General features: G+C 31.5%; 23 protein-coding genes. 20 read left to right on the top strand and 3 right to left on the bottom strand.

Features of this window, described 5'->3' with window-relative positions:
• The 11 genes from KAR67_RS03325 (at position 1) to argS (ending at position 11,112) form a co-directional block, all read left to right on the top strand.
• Positions 1–1,251, top strand: coding sequence for a cytochrome bc complex cytochrome b subunit (locus tag KAR67_RS03325; protein WP_002780567.1), 1,251 nt, complete (start codon positions 1–3; stop codon positions 1,249–1,251).
• Entirely contained in the window at positions 1,248–2,372 is a 1,125-nt protein-coding gene (locus KAR67_RS03320) for a c-type cytochrome (RefSeq protein ID WP_002777327.1), read from the top strand. The genes KAR67_RS03325 and KAR67_RS03320 overlap by 4 nt, the downstream gene beginning before the upstream one ends.
• 126 nt (positions 2,373–2,498) lie before the next feature.
• Complete coding sequence (locus KAR67_RS03315) at positions 2,499–3,662, top strand: cyclopropane-fatty-acyl-phospholipid synthase family protein (RefSeq protein WP_002777326.1); 1,164 nt, start codon at positions 2,499–2,501, stop codon at positions 3,660–3,662.
• A 116-nt stretch (positions 3,663–3,778) separates the two neighbouring features.
• On the top strand, positions 3,779–4,570 hold the full coding sequence (gene rpsB / locus KAR67_RS03310; protein ID WP_192801056.1) for a 30S ribosomal protein S2: 792 nt from the start codon (positions 3,779–3,781) through the stop codon (positions 4,568–4,570).
• Positions 4,570–5,643: a translation elongation factor Ts gene (gene tsf, locus KAR67_RS03305; protein WP_002784397.1), complete on the top strand. Its 1,074-nt coding sequence runs from the start codon at positions 4,570–4,572 to the stop codon at positions 5,641–5,643. Before rpsB ends, tsf begins: the two co-directional genes overlap by 1 nt.
• A gap of 9 nt (positions 5,644–5,652) precedes the next feature.
• Positions 5,653–6,288 (top strand): ABC transporter ATP-binding protein, encoded by a 636-nt coding sequence (locus KAR67_RS03300; RefSeq protein ID WP_002777321.1) that lies wholly within the window; start codon positions 5,653–5,655, stop codon positions 6,286–6,288.
• A complete protein-coding gene (gene fliR, locus KAR67_RS03295) occupies positions 6,275–7,042 on the top strand; it encodes a flagellar biosynthetic protein FliR (protein ID WP_162284667.1) in 768 nt (255 codons plus the stop codon). Before KAR67_RS03300 ends, fliR begins: the two co-directional genes overlap by 14 nt.
• A gap of 55 nt (positions 7,043–7,097) precedes the next feature.
• The gene (locus KAR67_RS03290) at positions 7,098–8,654 is read left to right on the top strand and encodes a hypothetical protein (RefSeq protein WP_162284668.1); all 1,557 of its coding nucleotides are present in this window, start codon (positions 7,098–7,100) and stop codon (positions 8,652–8,654) included.
• Positions 8,651–9,268, top strand: coding sequence for a guanylate kinase (gene gmk, locus KAR67_RS03285; RefSeq protein WP_002825320.1), 618 nt, complete (start codon positions 8,651–8,653; stop codon positions 9,266–9,268). The genes KAR67_RS03290 and gmk overlap by 4 nt, the downstream gene beginning before the upstream one ends.
• Position 9,269: 1 nt before the next feature.
• Positions 9,270–9,509 (top strand): twin-arginine translocase TatA/TatE family subunit, encoded by a 240-nt coding sequence (locus KAR67_RS03280; RefSeq protein WP_002777313.1) that lies wholly within the window; start codon positions 9,270–9,272, stop codon positions 9,507–9,509.
• Positions 9,510–9,519: 10 nt separating this feature from the next.
• Complete coding sequence (argS, locus tag KAR67_RS03275; RefSeq protein WP_004283831.1) at positions 9,520–11,112, top strand: arginine--tRNA ligase; 1,593 nt, start codon at positions 9,520–9,522, stop codon at positions 11,110–11,112.
• A gap of 17 nt (positions 11,113–11,129) precedes the next feature.
• Here argS and KAR67_RS03270 read toward each other — a convergent pair whose 3' ends face one another.
• Positions 11,130–11,438, bottom strand: a complete 309-nt coding sequence (locus tag KAR67_RS03270; RefSeq protein ID WP_002777309.1) for a multidrug efflux SMR transporter — start codon at positions 11,436–11,438, stop codon at positions 11,130–11,132.
• Entirely contained in the window at positions 11,438–11,779 is a 342-nt protein-coding gene (locus KAR67_RS03265) for a multidrug efflux SMR transporter (protein ID WP_002783013.1), read from the bottom strand. The genes KAR67_RS03270 and KAR67_RS03265 overlap by 1 nt, the downstream gene beginning before the upstream one ends.
• Before the next feature lie 108 nt (positions 11,780–11,887).
• Between KAR67_RS03265 and KAR67_RS03260 the strand changes: the two genes are divergently transcribed.
• The 3 genes from KAR67_RS03260 to KAR67_RS03250 all read left to right on the top strand — a co-directional run bounded on the left by KAR67_RS03260 (position 11,888) and on the right by KAR67_RS03250 (position 13,857).
• Entirely contained in the window at positions 11,888–12,595 is a 708-nt protein-coding gene (locus tag KAR67_RS03260; protein ID WP_002787769.1) for a YebC/PmpR family DNA-binding transcriptional regulator, read from the top strand.
• Between the two features lie 9 nt (positions 12,596–12,604).
• Positions 12,605–13,087 (top strand): peptidylprolyl isomerase, encoded by a 483-nt coding sequence (locus tag KAR67_RS03255; protein ID WP_002806584.1) that lies wholly within the window; start codon positions 12,605–12,607, stop codon positions 13,085–13,087.
• A 164-nt stretch (positions 13,088–13,251) separates the two neighbouring features.
• Positions 13,252–13,857: a DedA family protein gene (locus KAR67_RS03250; RefSeq protein ID WP_002777264.1), complete on the top strand. Its 606-nt coding sequence runs from the start codon at positions 13,252–13,254 to the stop codon at positions 13,855–13,857.
• On the opposite strand, the gene KAR67_RS03245 is transcribed toward KAR67_RS03250, so the two are convergent.
• Entirely contained in the window at positions 13,854–14,777 is a 924-nt protein-coding gene (locus tag KAR67_RS03245; RefSeq protein ID WP_002777262.1) for an NAD(P)-binding domain-containing protein, read from the bottom strand. The two genes, KAR67_RS03250 and KAR67_RS03245, sit on opposite strands and share 4 nt — an antisense overlap.
• A gap of 65 nt (positions 14,778–14,842) precedes the next feature.
• On the opposite strand from KAR67_RS03245, the gene KAR67_RS03240 reads away from it, so the two are divergent.
• From KAR67_RS03240 to KAR67_RS03215, 6 genes are all read left to right on the top strand, one after another.
• The gene (locus KAR67_RS03240) at positions 14,843–15,619 is read left to right on the top strand and encodes a threonine/serine exporter ThrE family protein (RefSeq protein ID WP_002780607.1); all 777 of its coding nucleotides are present in this window, start codon (positions 14,843–14,845) and stop codon (positions 15,617–15,619) included.
• Positions 15,616–16,110 carry a threonine/serine exporter family protein gene (locus KAR67_RS03235; protein WP_002780608.1) on the top strand — a complete coding sequence of 165 codons (495 nt, stop codon included), beginning with the start codon at positions 15,616–15,618 and terminating at the stop codon, positions 16,108–16,110. The genes KAR67_RS03240 and KAR67_RS03235 overlap by 4 nt, the downstream gene beginning before the upstream one ends.
• A gap of 57 nt (positions 16,111–16,167) precedes the next feature.
• On the top strand, positions 16,168–16,437 hold the full coding sequence (locus tag KAR67_RS03230) for a zf-TFIIB domain-containing protein (RefSeq protein WP_002777256.1): 270 nt from the start codon (positions 16,168–16,170) through the stop codon (positions 16,435–16,437).
• A gap of 74 nt (positions 16,438–16,511) precedes the next feature.
• Positions 16,512–17,453, top strand: coding sequence for a CDF family cation-efflux transporter CzcD (gene czcD / locus KAR67_RS03225; RefSeq protein WP_002822511.1), 942 nt, complete (start codon positions 16,512–16,514; stop codon positions 17,451–17,453).
• Positions 17,443–17,646, top strand: a complete 204-nt coding sequence (locus KAR67_RS03220; protein WP_002777252.1) for a heavy-metal-associated domain-containing protein — start codon at positions 17,443–17,445, stop codon at positions 17,644–17,646. Before czcD ends, KAR67_RS03220 begins: the two co-directional genes overlap by 11 nt.
• Positions 17,646–19,769, top strand: coding sequence for a cation-translocating P-type ATPase (locus KAR67_RS03215; protein ID WP_002833017.1), 2,124 nt, complete (start codon positions 17,646–17,648; stop codon positions 19,767–19,769). Before KAR67_RS03220 ends, KAR67_RS03215 begins: the two co-directional genes overlap by 1 nt.
• Positions 19,770–19,778: the final 9 nt, after the last annotated feature.

Genomic DNA, 19,778 nt, shown 5'->3' with positions numbered 1-19,778 from the left:
ATGGCGCATATTAGAAAGGCTAATGGGCTAGTGGATTGGCTTGATCAAAGACTAGCAGTACATAAATTACTTGATGTTTTAATGGTAAAATATTGGATTCCAAAGCAAATCAATTTTCTTTGGGCAATGGGAGTTATTTTAACTACTCTTTTTACTGTGCTTTTTATTACAGGGCTTTTGCTTGTTATGTATTATAAGCCTGATACTGCTCTTGCTTTTGATAGTGTAAATAAAACTATCATGCAGGAAGTGGAATATGGTTGGCTTTGGCGTCATATGCACGGTGTTGCCGCTTCGGTTATCTTCTTAATTATCTATATTCATATGCTAACAGGAATTTATTATGGTTCTTATAAGCGTGGTAGAGAGATGATTTGGGTAAGCGGTATGCTTTTGTTTGTTGTATTCTCTGCCGAAGCTTTTAGTGGATATATGCTTCCTTGGGGACAAATGAGTTATTGGGCAGCTCAAGTTATTACTAATCTTTTTGGTGGAATTCCACTTATTGGACCTGAGCTTGTTATTTGGATTCGTGGTGATTATGCAGTTTCTGATCCAACTTTGACAAGATTTTTTATGCTTCATGTATGTTTACTTCCTATAGTAATCATTGCTATCATAGCATTCCACTTTTATTCTTTAAGAATTCCTCATGTAAATAATGAAATTGCTGAAGAATTAGATTTTGATTTAGAAGCTGAAAAATACATGGCAGGTGATACAAAAGGTTCTAAAGTAATTCCTTTTTGGCCAGGATTTTTATCTAAAGACTTTATGTATATTTGTCTTTTTATGATTTTCTTTTTCTATTTGGTAAGTTTTAAATTTGGTTTTGCAATGGATCCTATCAACTTTGATCCAGCTAATGCACTTAAAACCCCAGCACATATTTATCCTGAGTGGTATTTCTTGTGGAGTTATGAAGTTTTAAGAGGATTTTTCTTTGATATTGCAGGTATTAAAGCTTTTGATATAGGTTTGGCTGCTTTTGGTATCGCACAAATTATTTTCTTCTTACTTCCTTGGCTTGATAGAAGTGATGTTGTAAAACCAGCTCATGAAAGACCTTTATTTTTTATTTGGTTTTGGGTATTGCTTATAGATCTCATCGTTTTAACTATTTATGGAAAATTACCTCCAACAGGTGTAAATGCTTGGGTTGGTTTTTATGCTTCTATAATATTTTTACTTTTATTTATAGTCGTTTTACCTGTAATAACTATCATGGAAAGAAAAGGAGCTAAGCAATGAGAGAGCTAAAAATATTTTTAGTAGTAGTAGTTTTTACTGCTCTTGTTTATTGGGGAGTTGAGCCTTATGCCCACTCTGTAATGAAACCCCATGTTGCTCCTGCTAATTTTGATTATGCAGCAGAAGATACAGCTTATGCTAAAGGTATTATAGCAGAAAAAGAAATAGCTTTAGAAGATGCGAAAAAATCAAATGACGCAAAAAGAATAGAAAGTGCTCAAAAAGATCTAGATAAGGCTAAAGAAAATTTAGCTAAAGTAGAAGAGCTTTGGGCAGATGTTGCAAAAATTGATTTTACTAAAGGAAACGCCGCAAAAGGCAAGGAGTTCTTTAATAATAATTGTTTTGCATGTCATGGCGTTAAAGAAGATGATATAGCAGCAAATATTACAGATTCTTCTTTAGGTGTAATTCCACCAGATCTTAGCTCAGCAGGTGTTATTTTTGATGAGAAGTTTTTAGCTGCTTTGATCATGAATCCTGCTCTTGCTTTGAAGGTAGATCATAAATTTGGTGATGCTTTCATTATGACTGCTTACAATAGTGAGGTTTCAGGAGATAGTGAAGAGCTTGTAAATGCAAATATAGCCGATGTTATTGCTTATTTAAAAGAAGTAGGTCTTAAATTTGAAGCTAAGGAAAATGCTACAATTAAACAAGAGGCAGAGCTTAAGTACTCAAAAATTGAAGACGCTAACGAGAAATCAGCTTTAGTTGAAAAAGAAATTGCTTTTGCTAAAGATAAAAGTACTTTTATAGAAGCTTGTGGTCGTTGTCATGATATTAAGTATGATAATTTCTTTACCCCATCTAACCATAATGACTTGGCAAATTATTTAGGTTCGGTTCCACCTGATCTTTCTATGATGATTAGATCTCGCGGGGAGCAATACTTACATGATTTTATCAATAATACTCAAAAACTTCTTCCAGGAACTGCTATGCCAAGAGTAGGTTTAACAGAAGATGCACAAGTTAAAGTTGTTTCTTATCTTGAAAAAGTGGGCGATAGCAAAAAAGAAGAAAGAGAAAGCACAGGAATTTATATAATGATATTCTTTGTAATTCTAAGTATTTTTGCTATAGGCTGGAAGCGTTCTGTTTGGTCTAAACTACATTAATATTATAAAATTTTTGCCACTATTTTACATCTGTGGCAAAAATCCTTCTTTTCTTCGATTTTATTAAATTTTAAACCTAATTAAGAGATACTATCAAATAATAATTTTTATTAATTGGAGTATATCATGCTTGAAAAACAAATGATTAAATTTATTCTTTCAAAATGGAATTATGGAAATTTTAGAATTGTATTTTGGGATCAAGAAGAATTTTATGTGGGCAATCAACCTGCTAAATTTTCTTTAATTTTCAAAGAAAAAATACCTTTGTTAAAATTATTTAGTGATACGAGTTTAGTTTTTGCAAAACATTATATGGAGTCCAAGTTAGAAATAGAGGGTGATTATGATGAAATAGCTAAAGTTTTGTATTATTTTTCCAATAAACGTTTTTTAAAAAATAAAGAAGATATCTTGAGTAAAATAGCCCAAAAAGAAGAAAGTAAAAACATCAAAAGTCATTATGATATAGGCAATGATTTTTATAGACTTTGGCTTGATGATACGATGAGTTATTCTTGCGCTTATTTTAAGACTTCTAGCGATACTCTTTATGAAGCTCAAATCAATAAAATAGAGCATACTCTTAAAAAACTCGATTTAAAACCTAACGAAAAGCTTTTGGATATAGGTTGTGGTTGGGGTTGGCTTTCTATTATGGCGGCACAAAAATATGGAGTTAAGGTTGTTGGAGTTACTATTTCAGAAGAGCAATGCAAGAAAGCCCAAGAAAGAGTAAGAGAGCTTAAGCTTGAAGATAGAGTGGAGATAAGACTTCAAAATTATCAAGATTTAGAATTTGAGGATTATTTTGATAAGGTTGTTTCAGTGGGAATGTTTGAACATGTGGGTAAAGAAAATTTAGGACTTTATTTCATGAAGGCAAAACAAGTATTAAAACCAGGAGGTTCTATGCTTTTGCATTCAATTTTGGCAATGTTTGAAGGAAAAACTAATGCTTGGATAGATAAATATATTTTTCCAGGAGGTTATTTGCCATCGTTAAGAGAGGTTGTAAGTGCTATGAGTGAGTGGGATTTTCATCTTCTTTTGGCAGAAAGCTTGAGAATACACTATGCTAAAACTTTAGATATATGGAGTGAGAATTTTAATCAAGTATTACCTCAAGTCAGAGAAAAATATGATGAAGAATTTGTAAGAATGTGGGATCTGTATCTTCGTTCTTGTGCTTCTGCATTTCGCGTTGGAAGTGTAGATTTGTTTCAATTTTTAATTACGAAAGAAATCAATAATAATCTTAGCCTTACTAAAGAGTATATTTATAAGTAAATACTAAACTTAAATTTGATATAATTTTAGCTTCATTTCACACGCATCAAGTCCTTTTAGCTTGTTTTATAGATAAGGGATGCGGAGGAATAAAGCTAAATTATAAGGAGAAACTCATGGTAAGTATGAGAGATTTATTGGAATGTGGTGTACACTTTGGACACCAAACAAGACGCTGGAATTCAAAAATGAAAAAATTTATTTTTGGTGAGAGAAAAGGTATTTATGTAATAGACTTACAAAAAACTTTGAGATATTTTAGATATACCTACAATATCGTTCGCGATGCTGCTGCTGAAGGAAAAACTATACTTTTTGTTGGTACAAAAAAACAAGCGGGTGGAGCGATTAAAGAATATGCTGAAAAATGCGGTATGCCTTATGTAAATCACAGATGGTTGGGCGGTATGATGACAAATTTTGGAACTATTCGCCAATCAATTAGAAAATTAGAAGTTATTGAAAAAATGGAAGAAGATGGAAGTATTAAACTTTTAACCAAAAAAGAAGCTTTAATGCTTACAAGAAAAAAAGAAAAATTATTGGCTTATCTTGGTGGAATTCGTTATATGAAAACACAACCAGATATGATTTTTGTTATAGATACAGTAAAAGAAAAAATTGCAGTTCAAGAAGCAAATAGACTAAGAATCCCTGTAGTAGCTCCGTTAGATACAAACTGCGATCCTGATCTTGTAACTTATCCTATTCCAGGAAATGATGATGCAATCCGCTCAGTGCAACTTTTCTGCCAAGAAATGGCTGAAGCTATCAATGAAGGAAAAGCGTTAAGAGAACAAGATGGTGAAGCTTTGCCAAGTGAAGAAAAAGAAATCACAGATGAAGAAAAAAAAGAAGTTTTAGATGAAGCAATGAGTGAAGAAGATTTTAATGGGGAGCAAGAATAATGGCTGAAATTACTGCTGCAATGGTAAAAGAACTCCGCGAAAGTACAGGCGCGGGGATGATGGATTGTAAAAATGCTTTGAGTGAAACAAATGGAGACTTTGATAAAGCAGTTCAACTTTTAAGAGAAAAAGGCTTAGGTAAAGCTGCTAAAAAAGCTGATAGACTTGCCGCAGAAGGCTTGGTAAGTGTTAAGGTAAGTGATGATTTTACAAGCGCAACAGTAAGTGAGATTAACTCAGAAACAGATTTTGTGGCTAAAAATGATCAATTTATTGCTTTAACAAAAGATACAACAGCACACATTCAAAACAATAGCTTGCAAAGTGTTGAAGAGCTTCACTCTAGTACAATCAACGGCGTAAAATTTGAAGAATATTTAAAAAGTCAAATTGCAACTATCGGTGAAAATTTAGTTGTAAGAAGATTTGCTAGCTTAAAAGCAAGTGCAAATGGTGTGGTAAATGGATATATCCATACTAATGGTCGTGTGGGTGTTATCATCGCTGCAGCTTGTGATAATGCTGAGGTAGCAAATAAATCAAGAGATTTCTTAAAACAACTTTGTATGCATATAGCTGCTATGAAGCCAAGCTATTTAAGCTATGAAGATTTGGATATAGAATTTGTAGAAAATGAATACAAAGCTTTAGTTGCAGAGCTTGAAAAAGAAAATGAAGAAAGACGCAGACTTAAAGATCCAAACAAACCAGAGCATAAAATTCCTAAATTTGCAAGCCGCAAACAACTTAGCGATGCGATTTTAAAAGAAGCAGAAGAAAATATAAAAGAAGAGCTCAAAGCTCAAGGCAAACCTGAGAAAATTTGGGACAATATTATTCCTGGTAAAATGAATAGCTTTATAGCGGATAATTCTCAACTTGACAGCAAACTTACTTTAATGGGTCAATTTTATGTAATGGATGATAAAAAAACCATTGAACAAGTAATTGCTGAAAAAGAAAAAGAATTAGGTGGAAAAATTAAAATCGTTGAATTTATTCGTTTTGAAGTAGGAGAAGGTTTAGAAAAGAAAACCGAAGATTTTGCTGCTGAAGTTGCTGCACAGCTTTAAAGTATCAAAATGGAATTATTAAGAGCGGAAAATTTAGGTCACAGCTTTGATTATCCGCTCTTTGAAAATTTAAATTTTTCTTTAAATCAAAAAGATTGCATTGCTATACAAGGCAGTAGTGGTTGCGGAAAATCTACTCTTTTGCATATAATTTCTTCTTTATTAAAGCCAAATAAGGGCGAAGTTTTTTTTAAGGGTCAAAATCTTTACAAGATAAGTGAAAATGAAAGACTGAAAATTCGTCGTTATGACTTGGGCATCATTTTTCAAACCCATTATCTTTTTAAAGGTTTTTCAGCTTTAGAAAATATAGAACTTGCTAGTGTTTTATCAAACCAAGATTTAGATGAAAAAATCTTAAAAAAACTAGGCATTCACGAGCTTTTAAAACAAAAAATAGGTAAATTAAGCGGAGGTCAGCAACAACGCGTGAGTATAGCTAGAGTGCTTTGTAAAAAACCAAAAATTATTTTTGCCGATGAGGCTACAGGAAATTTAGATTTTGATAATGCTAAAAATGTCATAGAGCTTTTGGTTTCTTATGCTAAAGAAAATGATGCTGCTTTGTTTTTTGTTACTCATGATTCTAAGCTTGCTCAATTTTGTGATAAAACTTATATTTTAAATACCAATGGAATTTGTTAATTATTTAGGAGATAAAAATGTAGCTACCTTTATGTTGCTTTTTGCTAGAATGAGTGGGCTTATAGTATTTTTTCCTTTTTTTTCTCATAATTCTATCCCTATGATTATCAAAACTACTTTTGCATTATTTTTAACAATGTATTTATTCCCTTTAGCAAAACTTGAAATTTTGCATTTAGATAGTTTTTTTATTATACAGCTTTTAAGTGAAATTGTTTTTGGAATGATAGCAGGGCTTATGCTGCAGATTGTTTTTGCTATTGTTATGATGGCGGGCGAGCAGATAGCTTTTACTATGGGATTTACTATGGCAAGCGTTTTAGATCCAAGTTCTGGAACAAATATGCCTATTACTTCTCAAATTTTGCATTTGATTGCTTTATTATTTTTTCTTGCTTTTGATGGTCATCATTTAATGCTTTTATTTCTAAGTCATTCTTTGGGTTATATAAATCTTGGCGGTTTTTATCCTCATGAAAATTTAATGCATTATCTAAATATGGGGATGTTGAATATTTTCATTATAGGTTTTACGATGAGTTTTCCAATACTTGGAATTTCTCTTTTGGCAGATACTATTTTTGGGCTTTTAATGAAAACTATGCCACAATTTAATCTTTTAGTAATTGGTTATCCTATCAAGATAGCTTTAGGATTTGTAGTTCTAATAGCTATTTTGCTTGTGATGATGCAATATTTTAAAGATTTGATTTTGGAGGTTTTTGCTCATATGCAAACTCTGTTTTTCGCCTAAGCAAAGGATAAATGAAAATGTTATAGAATAGCAATTATTTTTAAGGATTAAAGTGATGAAAATTTTACTTTTGAATGAAAACCCTGTTGTATCAAGACTTATAAGCTTGAGTGCAAAAAAAATGTCTTATGATTTTGAGGAAATTAATGCCTATGATGAAAATTTAGGTCATTATGATGTGATTATAGTTGACAGTGATACACCTGCTCCTTTGAAAATTCTTAAAGAAAAATGCGATAAATTAATTTTTTTAGCGCCGCGTAATCAAAGTGCGGATATTGATGCCTTAATTTTGCATAAACCATTTTTACCTACAGACTTTTTAAATTTACTCAATCAAGAAAATCTTAAAATCGCAGATGACATTATTTTGCCAATCGAAGAAGCTGAAAATCCTTACGCTAATATCAGTTTAGATTTAGATGGTTTAAATTTAGATGACTTGCCTGATGAAAATACTGAAGATACGCAAGAAAATAAGCTTTCTATGGAAGAAAATTTAGAATCTTTAGCTTTAGATGACATGGAAGAAGAAACAAACCAGAAAGAAATTGCTAGTGAAAATACCGATAAAGAATTAAATTTAGATGATTTAAGTCTTGATGAAGATCAAGAAGAGAATGAAGCGTCAGAACAAACCACAGCTAATCATATAGAGGAAAAAAATGAAGATGAGCAAGCTTTGGAAGTAGCATTTCAAGATGATATTTTAGATGATAAAACTAGCGAAGAAAATAAAGAAGAATTTGAAATTCAAGAGCAAGATACACAAGAACAAGATGCAAACCAAGATGAACAAGATAAAATAGAAGATACTCAAGAACTTGAAGATCAAGTTGATAATTTAAATGATGACTTAGTGCAAGATAATGAAAACTCTGAAGCTCAAGAAGCAATTGTAAATAATAATTTAGATACAAAAGAAGAAGCAGAATTTGAAGTGTCAGGAAAAGAGGAAAAACTTGAGAAAACCCAATCGCAAGATTTTATTACAGATGATTTTCCTATCGTTGAAGAGCAAGAAAGAAAAATCGATTTTGATGATATTCCAGAAGATGCTGAATTTTTAGGTCAAAGAAAAGAAGAGGATGAAGCTGTAGAGGATTTCTTGCCTGTTGTAGAAGATCAAGAAAATTTAAATGAACATGATGAATTTGAAGAAATGAGTAGCTTAAGCACTCAAGATCAAATCAAAGAAGAGTTAGCACAACTTGATGAGCTTGAATACGATATTGATAGCGATGATAGTATTAAGGTTTTAGAGGATTTTAAAGAAGAGCCTATTTTAGACGATAAAGATTTTCCAAATAATGATGAGGAAATCGTTGCTCCAAAATTAGAAATCAATGATTTTGATAGTTTAAAAGAAAGCGATATACAAGAAGCTTTAGGCGAAGAAATATCTACTTTAGAAGATAATAAAAGCGAGAAATTAAAAATCAAAGAAGATCAACTAGCAAGTGAAGCAGGTGAAGAAATTGTTAATGAATTAAGCCAAAGTATAGCAGGGGCTATTACTTCAAGCATTAAAGATGATACCTTAAAAGCAGCACTTAAGGGTATGAATATGAATATAAATATTAGCATTAGTTTTAATGAGGATAAAAATTGAGTGCTTTTATATTGTTGGTTTCAGGGCCAAGTGGAGCTGGAAAATCTACTCTTTTAAAAAGACTTTTTAATGAATTTCAAGAAGAGCTTTATTTTTCTATTTCTTCAACAACACGCTTGCCAAGAGAAGGTGAGCAGCATGGAGTGGATTATTATTTTATCACACATGATGAATTCCAACAAGGTATAGATAAGGAGCAATTTTTAGAATGGGCTAAAGTGCATGAAAATTTTTATGGCACTTCGCTTGAACATACACAAAATGCTTTAAATGATGGAAAAATAGTTGTTTTTGATATAGATGTACAAGGTTTTAAGATAGTCAAAAAGAAAATGGCTGAAAAAATCATTTCTGTTTTTATCACTACAAAAAATAAAGATGAATTAAAAAAAAGACTTATTAAGCGAAATACTGATACAATATTGCAACTAGAGAAGAGATTGCAAAATGCAAGTGATGAAATGAAAGAGCTTAATGAGTATGATTATTTTATCATTAACGATAAGCTAGAGGAAAGTTACGAAGCATTAAGAGCAATTTTAATTGCCCATAAGTTTAAGACTAAAGGGCAAAATCTAGAGCAAATTCAAAATATTTGGAACAAAGGAGAATAAAATGGGTGGTTGGTCAAGTCCAAGTCATTGGTTAATTATTTTATTAATTGTTGTATTACTTTTTGGAGCCAAAAAGATACCAGAGCTTGCAAAAGGCTTGGGTAAGGGTATTAAGACTTTTAAAGATGAAATGAGCAATGAGGATGAAGCAGCAAAAAATGCGCATAAAATCGAAGAAAAGCAAAATACAACCAATCATGCAAATACTGATGCAAATATAGATGAAGTAAAAAAATCTTAAGGCTTAGTTTTTGAAAAATATTATTTTTAATGAAATTAAAAAAATTTTAGAGTGCGATTTTGCACTTGAAAATCCAAAGGATAAAAATCTAGCTCATTTTGCTACCCCTTTGGCTTTTTCTTTAGCTAAAGAATTAAGAAAATCGCCTATTTCTATAGCAAATGAACTAGCTGCTAAATTTCAAGAACATAGCTATTTTGATAAGGTTGAAGCACTCAATGGATATTTGAATTTTAGATTATCAAAAACCTTTTTAAATGAGCTTGCAAATAAAGCCTTACAAAATCCAAATGAATTTTCCAAAGGAGAGGATAAAACTGAAAGTTTTTTGCTTGAATATGTCAGTGCTAATCCTACAGGCCCTTTACATATAGGGCATGCAAGAGGTGCGGTTTTTGGTGATACCTTAACAAGACTTGCAAGACATTTGGGCTATAAATTTAATACAGAATACTATGTCAATGATGCGGGTAATCAAATTTATTTACTAGGGCTTTCTATTTTACTAAGTGTGAAAGAAAATATACTTCATGAAAATGTTGAATATCCAGAGCAATATTACAAAGGCGAGTATATAGCGGATTTAGCAAAAGAAGCTTTTGAAAAATTTGGTAAAGAATTTTTTAGCGAAGAAAATATCCCTAGTTTGGCTGATTGGGCAAAAGATAAAATGCTTGTTTTGATTAAACAAAATTTAGAACAAGCAAAGATTAAAATTGACAGCTATGTAAGCGAAAGATCGTATTATGATGCTTTAAATGCAACTTTAGAATCTTTAAAAGAGCATAAAGGAATTTACGAGCAAGAAGGTAAAATTTGGCTTGCTTCTTCGCAAAAAGGCGATGAAAAAGATAGGGTAATTATCCGTGAAGATGGACGCGGGACTTATTTGGCAGCAGATATTGTTTATCATAAAGATAAAATGAGTCGTGGTTATGGAAAGTGTATTAATATTTGGGGAGCAGATCATCATGGTTATATCCCTAGAATGAAAGCTGCGATGGAATTTTTGGGATTTGACTCTAATAATCTTGAGATTATTTTAGCACAAATGGTTTCCCTACTTAAAGATGGAGAACCTTATAAAATGAGTAAAAGAGCAGGAAATTTTATCTTGATGAGCGATGTGGTTGATGAGATAGGAAGTGATGCTTTGCGTTATATCTTTTTGAGCAAAAAATGCGATACGCATTTGGAATTTGATATCAGTGATTTGCAAAAAGAAGATAGTTCTAATCCTGTGTATTATATCAACTATGCACACGCTAGAATTCATCAAGTGTTTGCTAAAGCTGGTAAAAAAATCGATGATGTAATGAAAGCTGATTTACAAAGTTTAAATCAAGATGGCGTAAATTTGCTTTTTGAAGCTTTGAATTTAAAGGCTGTTTTAAACGATGCTTTTGAGGCTAGAGCTTTGCAAAAAATTCCTGATTATCTTAAAAATTTAGCTGCAAATTTTCATAAATTCTACAATGAAAATAAAGTTGTAGGCTCTGCAAATGAAAATGATTTGCTTAAATTATTTTCTTTGGTTGCTCTTAGTATTAAAACCGCATTTTCTTTAATGGGTATTGAAGCAAAAAACAAAATGGAACATTAAAACAGCATTTTGCTGTTTTAATAATTTAGCAAAAATACTGCTATTATCACGATAATGATACCTAAAATTCCTATTTTGTTTAATTTTTCTTTATATAAAATCCATCCACCAAGACAAGTTCCTATGATGCCTATAGCACCCCAAGTTGAGTAAGCTATGCTTAAAGGAACATATTTTAAAGAAAAAGAAAGTAGAAAAAAAGCAAGTATAGCATTGACAATCGCAGCTAAGCCCCAAATTTTATTCTTAAAACCATCTGATTTTTTTAGCAATAAATTTGCTACGATATCTAACAATGCCGATAGAACAATAATAAAAATATACATTATTCTTTAACCTCGCCTATATTAATCATGATAATTCCAACGATAGAAAGAATAATGCCTAGAATTTGAGTTAAGGTTAAACTCTCTTTAAAAACTATAAAAGAAACTAAAAGTATAAGAATAATCCCTAAAAGTTCCCATACAGCATAGGCTATGCCTACTTGAATTTTTTTAATCGCCTTGCCCATAAAAAAATAAGAAAAAGCTATAAATAAAGCCATAAATATATAGCCTAAAATTTGATTTTCCATTTTTAAAAAACTAGTGCCTAAAACTTCAAATACAATAGCAGCAATCAAGAAAAACCAAGCAACAAAAAGTTCTTTTTTTGCGATATTCAAAAAGCTTCTCCCTAAAAATAAATGGTAAAATCATACCATTTAAAGCTTTAATTAGCCTTTTTAGTTTATACTTTTAAGTTTAAAAATCTTTAAAGAAAGTGAGAATTTATGGGACGAGCGTTTGAATACCGAAGAGCTTCTAAAGAGGCTAGATGGGATAAAATGAGTAAGCTTTTTCCTAAGCTTGCTAAAGCCATACAAGTAGCTGCTAAAGAAGGTGGCACTGATCCTGATATGAATCCAAAATTAAGAAGTGCTATAGCCACAGCAAAAGCAAATAATATGCCAAAAGATAATATAGATGCGGCTATTAAGCGTGCGAGTGGAAAAGATAGCGCAGATATTAAAAACATTCATTATGAAGGAAAAGCTGCACATGGAGCTTTGGTTATAGTTGAATGTATGAGCGATAACCCTACGCGCACCGTGGCTAATGTTAAAGCCATTTTTAGCAAAAATGGTGGAGAAGTTTTACAAAATGGATCTTTAGGCTTTATGTTTACTAGAAAAGCGGTTTTTCATCTTGAAAAATTTGCAGGAGATTTAGAAGAATTAGAACTTGATTTGATCGATGCAGGGCTTGAAGAATTAGAACAAAATGAAGAAGAGTTAGTAATTAGCGGTGATTATACTGCCTTTGGTGAGCTAAGTTCTGCTATAGAGACTAAGGGTTTAGTTCTTAAAAAAGCAGGACTTGAGTATATACCAAACAATCCTGTAAGCTTTAGCGAAGAACAGCTTAGCGATATAGAAAAACTTTTAGATAAGTTAGAAGATGATGATGATGTTCAAGCTGTTTATACAAATATAGATTAAGGAGAAATAATGATAAAAACAATCGACACAAGCAAAGTAAATGAATACAAATTTGCTCTTATAGAAACTGAAAAAGGCACAATGAAATTAAAACTTTTTGGCGATGAGGCTCCGCAAACGGTTTGTAATTTTGCTACTTTGGCTAATGAGGGATTTTATAAAGATTTAAATTTCCATCGTGTGATCCCAAATTTTGTCATACAAGGGGGTTGTCCACACGGCAATGGTATAGGTGGGCCTGGATATGAAATCATTTGCGAATGCGATGATCAAGAACATAAACATGAGCGTGGAACCTTATCTATGGCACACGCAGGACGCGATACGGGTGGCTCTCAATTTTTTATTTGCCACAGCCCTCAAGCTCATTTAGATGGAGTTCATACTGTTTTTGGGCAAATTGATCCAAAAGATGAAGAAAGTTTGGAAGTGCTAGATTCTATTCGTCAAGGTGATAAAATCATCGATATTAAAATCTGTGATAAAATCTAATTTACATTAATTTTTATCTTGCCTACTAAAGCTGGTCTTTTACTAGACTAGCTAAGATAGCTTCTGTATAAATCTTAGTTAGAAAGTATGATTTTAAATACTTGCTTTAATTTGTTTATTTTTTTAAGTTACAATTTTGGAAATTTTTCTTCTATAAGGCTAATATGCAAGAAATCATTCATTTTATTATCGAAACTGCTAGTGATTGGGGATATTTAGGCATTATTATTTTAATGACTTTAGAAAGTTGTTTTATACCTTTTCCAAGTGAAGTTGTGATGATTCCAGCAGGATATTTAGCGCATAAGGGCGAGCTTGATATAGTTTTTTGTATATTAAGTGGAGTTTTAGGCTCTGTTTTAGGAGCTTTGATTAATTATTATATTTGCTTTTTTTGGGGTAAAAAATTTGTACTTAGATGGGGTAAATATTTTGGTATCAATGAAGCTAAATTTGCCAAATTTGAAGAATTTTTTAATAAACACGGAGAATTTTCCACTTTTACTTGTAGGCTTTTGCCAGGAATTCGTCAGTATATTTCCATGCCTGCGGGTTTGGTTAAAATGAAACTTGTTAATTTTGTGCTTTTTACTGCACTAGGTAGTGCTATTTGGGTAAGTATACTCGCATTTTTGGGTTATTATATAGGAGAAAATGAAGAATTGATTAAAGCTTATCTGACTCAAATTCTTATTGTTATAATTATTTTTATAGTTTTGGCAAGTTTAATTTATATAAAAATAAAAAAGCCTTTTGCTAAAAAGGCTTAAATTTTATCGCTCACACTTTGTATAGCATTTTTAATTTGCAGTTTTGAATTTTCTAGCTTGATTTTTTCTCTTTCGTTAAAATCTAGTTCAAAGATTTTTTCTACCCCATTTTTTCCTATGATAGCAGGCAATGAAAATGCTAAATCATCAAAAACCACACTTACAGGATACAAGCTTTTTCTATCTTCTAAAACAGCTTTAGCTAAATTTGCACAAGAAGTTCCTATGCCAAATTCGGTTCTTCCTTTGCGTTTATAGATAAAATACCCCTCATCAACAACTGCTTTTTCGATATTTTCTATATCTAATTTTTTACCCATCTTATCGCAAAATGTTAGTAAATTTTGCCCTAAAACACTAGCCGTAGAAAGGGCGGCAAATTGCGAATCCCCATGCTCTCCTATCATATAAGCGGTGATATCTTTAGGATTAAGATCTAAATCTTTGGCTAGAATTTTTTTAAGTCTAGAGCTATCAAGATTGGTTCCACTTCCAAAAACATGGTTTTTAGGTAAAGAGCTTAGAATTTGAGTATAATAAGTAATCGTATCATTTGGATTTGTAGCAACGATATATTTACCCTTAAAATTTGCATGTTTTAAACTCAAAACAATATCCTTAAGCTCGGTGATATTGTTTTGAAGCTCAACTAAACGACTGGATAATTCTTTTAAATTTTCTTTTCTGAAAGCTAGGATGATAATATCACAACTTGCTAGTTGTTCTAAATTTGTAGCATGAATTATTCTCGTATAAGAAGAATGAATCGCAGACATATCTTCTAAATCTCTCGCGTGTGCTAAGGCTAAGTCTTGCTTGATATCATATAAATAAAGTTCGGAGCAAATATTTTGCACAACAATATTATAAGCACTTGCTGCACCCACAAAACCCAAACCCACAATACCGATTTTTGACATTTTATTTCCTTTGCTTTGAAATTTTGTTATAATTATATAAATTTGATTTTAAAGAAATTATAAATATGCAAAAGCCTGATATTCAAAGTTTAACAAATTTTCTAATCGACTATACCAAAACACTTTTAAGCGCAGGAACCTACACAGCTAGAGTTGCTAAATGCGTTGGCAGGATAGCTCAAGTTTATGGATATGAGATCAATATTAATTTCTTTTTTCACCATATCACTTTAAATATTGTAGATATTGAAGATAATTCCATACAAAGAACCTATGTGATACCTAATCATCATGCTCATATTAATTTTAAACTTATTTTTGAATTAAGTGCTTTAAGTTGGGCCATATACGATCACAAATACGAACTTGAAAAAGCAAAATCAGCCTTTAATGCTATAAGTATTCAAAAAAAACATTCTTATGTATTAAATCTTTTATTTGTTTCTATAGCTAATTCAGGTTTTTGTAGACTTTTTGGCGGGGATTTTGGCGCAGGGGTTTTGGTATTTTTTGCGACTTTTTTAGGACTGCTTTTAAGATTTGCCCTTACTAAGATAAAAATAGATTTAAGAATTCAATACATTCTTTGCTCTTTTGTTTCTTCTTGGTTTGTATTTTTGGGTTTAGATATGGGCTATACAAATACTTCTGATGCAGCACTTGGTTCTAGTATCTTATATCTTATACCGGGGGTATTTTTTATCAATTCTATAATCGATATATTAAAAGATCATATTTTAATGGGTTTAAGTCGTATTATCAGCGTAGCTATTTTAATTTGCTGTATTGCTCTTGGAATTTATATGACTCTTAGTATTTCAAAATTTGGGATTTTACAATGATTGAATTTATCTTAAAAGATATGTTTTTTGCTGCTATGGCTGGGTTTGGTTTCGCGTATGCTTGTAATCCTCCTTTAAAAACTCTTATTTTATCTGCACTCTTAGCGGCCATTGCTCACGGACTTCGCTTTACCTTGATAGAATATTTTCATTTTGAAACTTTGGCAATTGCAACTTTTGTAGCTTCTTTTTGCGTGGGTTGTTTGGGTATTGCTTTGGCTAAGATTATTAAAACCCCTGCTGAGGTTATTGCTTTTCCTGCGCTTATTCCTATGATACCTGGTATTTATGCTTATAAGGCTATTTTATATCTTATCTCTTTTATACGCAGTGATGATTTAAAGGCTAAGTCTGAATTTTTGGTGCAGTTTTTTGATTATTTTTTTACCACACTTTCGGTAACTTTGGCTTTGGCTATAGGGGTAAGCGTTACCTTGCTTATATTCTTTGAGCAAAGTTTTATGATGACAAGGCATGCTAAAAAGCATTGATTTTTGTTTAATCTTTCTTATTATAATTTTGAAAATTTTATAAAAAAGGAAAAATACATGTTGTGTCCTGTTTGTAATGTTGATTTGGTAATGAGCGATAGAAGCGGAGTTGAGATTGATTATTGTCCAAAGTGTCGTGGTGTTTGGCTTGATCGTGGAGAACTTGATAAAATCATAGAACGCAGCACTCCTAATACGGCAAGTTTTAACCAAGCTCCAAGACAAGAGCCTAGATATAATGATCATTCTTATAGTCATCAAAGCCACGATCATTATTACAAAAAGAAAAAAAGAGAAAGCTGGCTAGGCGAACTTTTTGATTTTTAATTTTTATGAAAAATATAAATCTTTATATCCTTTTTAGTTTAATATCTTAAAATATCAAGCAAAAAGGATATAAAATGTATGAATTTTTACTACACGAACCCTTAGTGAATAAATCTAAACATAACCACGAAGATCACTCTCATGAACATCATCATGCTGATGCAAGGAGTGTGGATAAAAAAATATTGAAAATTTCTCTTTTGATGACTTTTTCAATGATGCTGGTTCAATTTATATACTCTTTACTTTCTAATTCTCTTGCGCTTTTAAGTGATACTTTGCATATGTTTTCAGATGTTTTTGCTCTAACACTTAGTTTTTTAGCTATTATCGCTATAGAAAAATGGCAGGATCATCAAAAGACTTTTGGTTATTTTCGCTTAGAAATTTTGGTCGCATTTATCAATGCTTTAACTATCATTTTATCAGCGATTTTTATCATCTATGAAGCTATAGAAAAGCTTATAAATCCAAGCAGTATCGATGCTAAAACTATGATTATAGTAGCTGTTTTAGGTTTTTTAGTCAATGCTATAAATGCTTTTATGATGTTTAGAGGCGCAAATTTAGAAAATGTCAATATGAAATCAGCCTTTTTGCATATGATGAGTGATTTGCTGGGCTCTTTGGTAGTGATTATAGGTGGTATTGCTGTATATTTTAGCGGTATAGTTTATATAGATACGATTTTAGCTATTATTTTATCGCTTTTACTTTTAAGATGGGCTATAACACTTCTTAAGCAAAGTGTAAATATTTTACTTGAAACCTCTCCTGTGGATATAGAAGAGGTAAAACAAGCTTTGCTTTTAAATTCTAAAGTAGAAGAGGTGATTGATTTGCATATCACACAAATTACCAATAAAATGTTAGTAGCTTCTATGCATTTACGAGTTAATATCGATGATTTAAAAGAATTTGAACAATTATCTTATGATTTGTCGCATGATTTGTTACACCGATTTGAAATAGGGCATATTACCATTCAACCTTTAAGGAGTAAAAATGAAATTTAAAGTCGCAAATATCAATTGTCAAAATTGTGCAAATTTGATTAAAAATTCTTTAGAAGATATTTTTGGAGAGATCAAAATAGATCTTGATGCAAATCCCCGCACGCTAAGTTTGAATTTAGATAGCTCAAGAGAAGAAGAATTTAAAAAAGAACTTGGCGAACTTGGTTTTGAAGTTTTAGAAAAGATTGAATAATGCAAGAATTTCGTGTAAAAATAGGCAAAATGACTTGCGTAAATTGCTCTAATGCCATAGAGCGTGCTTGTAAGAAAATACAAGGAGTGAGTGATGCAAGTGTTTCTTATGTGAATTCTAGTGGGGTATTTTTACTCGAAGATGAGGCAAGGAGTCAAGATGTGATTGAAAAAATTCAAAGTCTTGGCTTTGAGATTTTAGAAAATGAGCAAAATTTGGAAGAATACCGTAAAAAAGAACTCATCTCCTTGCGTAAAAATTTGCTTTTAAGCATAGTTTTAAGTGCTTTGATTATGTATTTTGAAATGTTTGACACAAGTTTTTTAAGTCAAAATATGCAAATGCTTCTAAGCTTTTTTGTGATTTTTTATTGCGGTAGGACTTTTTTTTCTCATGCGATTAAGGGTTTAAAAAATTGGAATTTAGATATGAATACCTTAATCGCTTTAGGCTGTATCAGTGCCTTTGCTTACTCTTTTTGTATATATTTAAATCTTTTTGAAGATGAAAAGCACCTTTATTTTAGTGGTGCGGCCATGATTATAAGTTTTGTGCTTTTGGGTAAATTTTTAGAGACAAATGCTAAATTTAAGGCTTTGAATTATCAAAAAAGACTCAATGAAATTGATATAAAAAAGGCTAAAATTTTAAACGAAGCAGGGGAGCTTAATGAAATTTTAAGTGCTTTTGTTAAAAATGGAGATATTATAGTAGTAAGAGAGGGTGAAAGCGTAGCAGTTGATGGGGTAGTGATCCAAGGTAAGGCCGAGATTGATACGAGTTTTTTAAGCGGAGAATTTTTGCCTAGCAGTGTAAGAGTTGATGATGAGATAAAGGCAGGCTCTATACTTTTAAATGGAAATTTACATATAAAAGCAAGTAAAAAGGCTATGGATAGCACTTTAGAACAGATCAAAGATCTTGTCTTTAAAGCAGGAAATGTCAAAACTCCTTTGGAAAATTCAGTCGATAGAATTTCTAGATATTTTGTCATCACAATAATCGCTTTTGCCTTGGCAGTTTTTGTATTTTGGAGCTTTAAAGTAGGCGTAAGTGAAGCTTTTTTACACGCTTGTGCAGTCCTTTTAATCTCTTGCCCTTGCGCCTTAGGGCTTGCAACTCCTATCGCTTTAATCACCGCTCAAGGTGCGGCGATGAAAAATTTTATCCTAATCAAAAACCCTGCTGCTTTAGAAAATTTAAATAAAATCAAGACAGCTTTTTTTGATAAAACAGGCACCTTAACGCAAAATAATTTAGAACTTTTTAGGCACAATTTAAATGCTAAAGATTTTCAAATGCTAGCCTTAATCGAAAGTTCAAGTTCTCATCCTATCGCTAAGGCTATCTTTGAAGCTTCTAAGGTAAAAGCTCAAATTCTAAAAGGAAGTAGTGAAATTTTTATAGGCAAGGGTGTAAAATATATAGAAGAAAATGAAGAATACTTGCTAGGAAATTTAAAATTTATGCAAGAGAGTGGAGTAAAAAATTTAGAAAAGGCAGATGAATTTTTACAGAGTTTAAAAGAAGAAGCTTTAATTTGTGTGTATTTTGCTAAAAATGGTGAGTGCTTAGGGGTGCTTACTCTAAAAAATACCTTAAAAGAAGGGGCTAAAGAGCTTATAGAGGATTTTAAAAAGCAAAAAATTCAAAGCATTATTTTAAGTGGAGATAATGAAAAAAGCGTACAAAGTGTCGCAAATTTATTGGGTATTGCTGATTTTAAGGCAGGATTGTTGCCTGAAGAAAAATTGCAAATCATTAAAGAGCATAAGCAAAATTCACTTTTTGTAGGAGATGGGATTAATGATGCAGCTGCTTTAAATTTAGCAAGTGTGAGTATGAGTTTTAAAGAAGGAAGTGATTTAGCTAAAAATGCTGGAGATTTTATACTTATGAAAGATGATTTAAGGCTTATTTCTTGGTGTTTTAAGCTTGCTAAAAAGACAAAAAATATTATTAAGCTCAATCTTTTTTGGGCGTTTTTTTATAATATTCTTTGTATTCCCATAGCCGCAGGCTTTGTGCCTTTCATCACTTTAAGTCCTCATTTAGCAGCACTTGCAATGTGTTTTAGCTCACTTTGTGTAGTGCTTAATTCTCTAAGACTTAGAAAAGTCTAAGCTTTAGAG

Origin of the sequence: Campylobacter sp. JH32 (assembly GCF_017846535.1) — a bacterium.
GTDB classification, from domain to species: Bacteria; Campylobacterota; Campylobacteria; order Campylobacterales; family Campylobacteraceae; genus Campylobacter_D; species Campylobacter_D coli.
The sequence above is the reverse complement of the archived record's forward strand: the minus strand, read 5'-3'. Positions and strand labels throughout refer to the sequence as shown.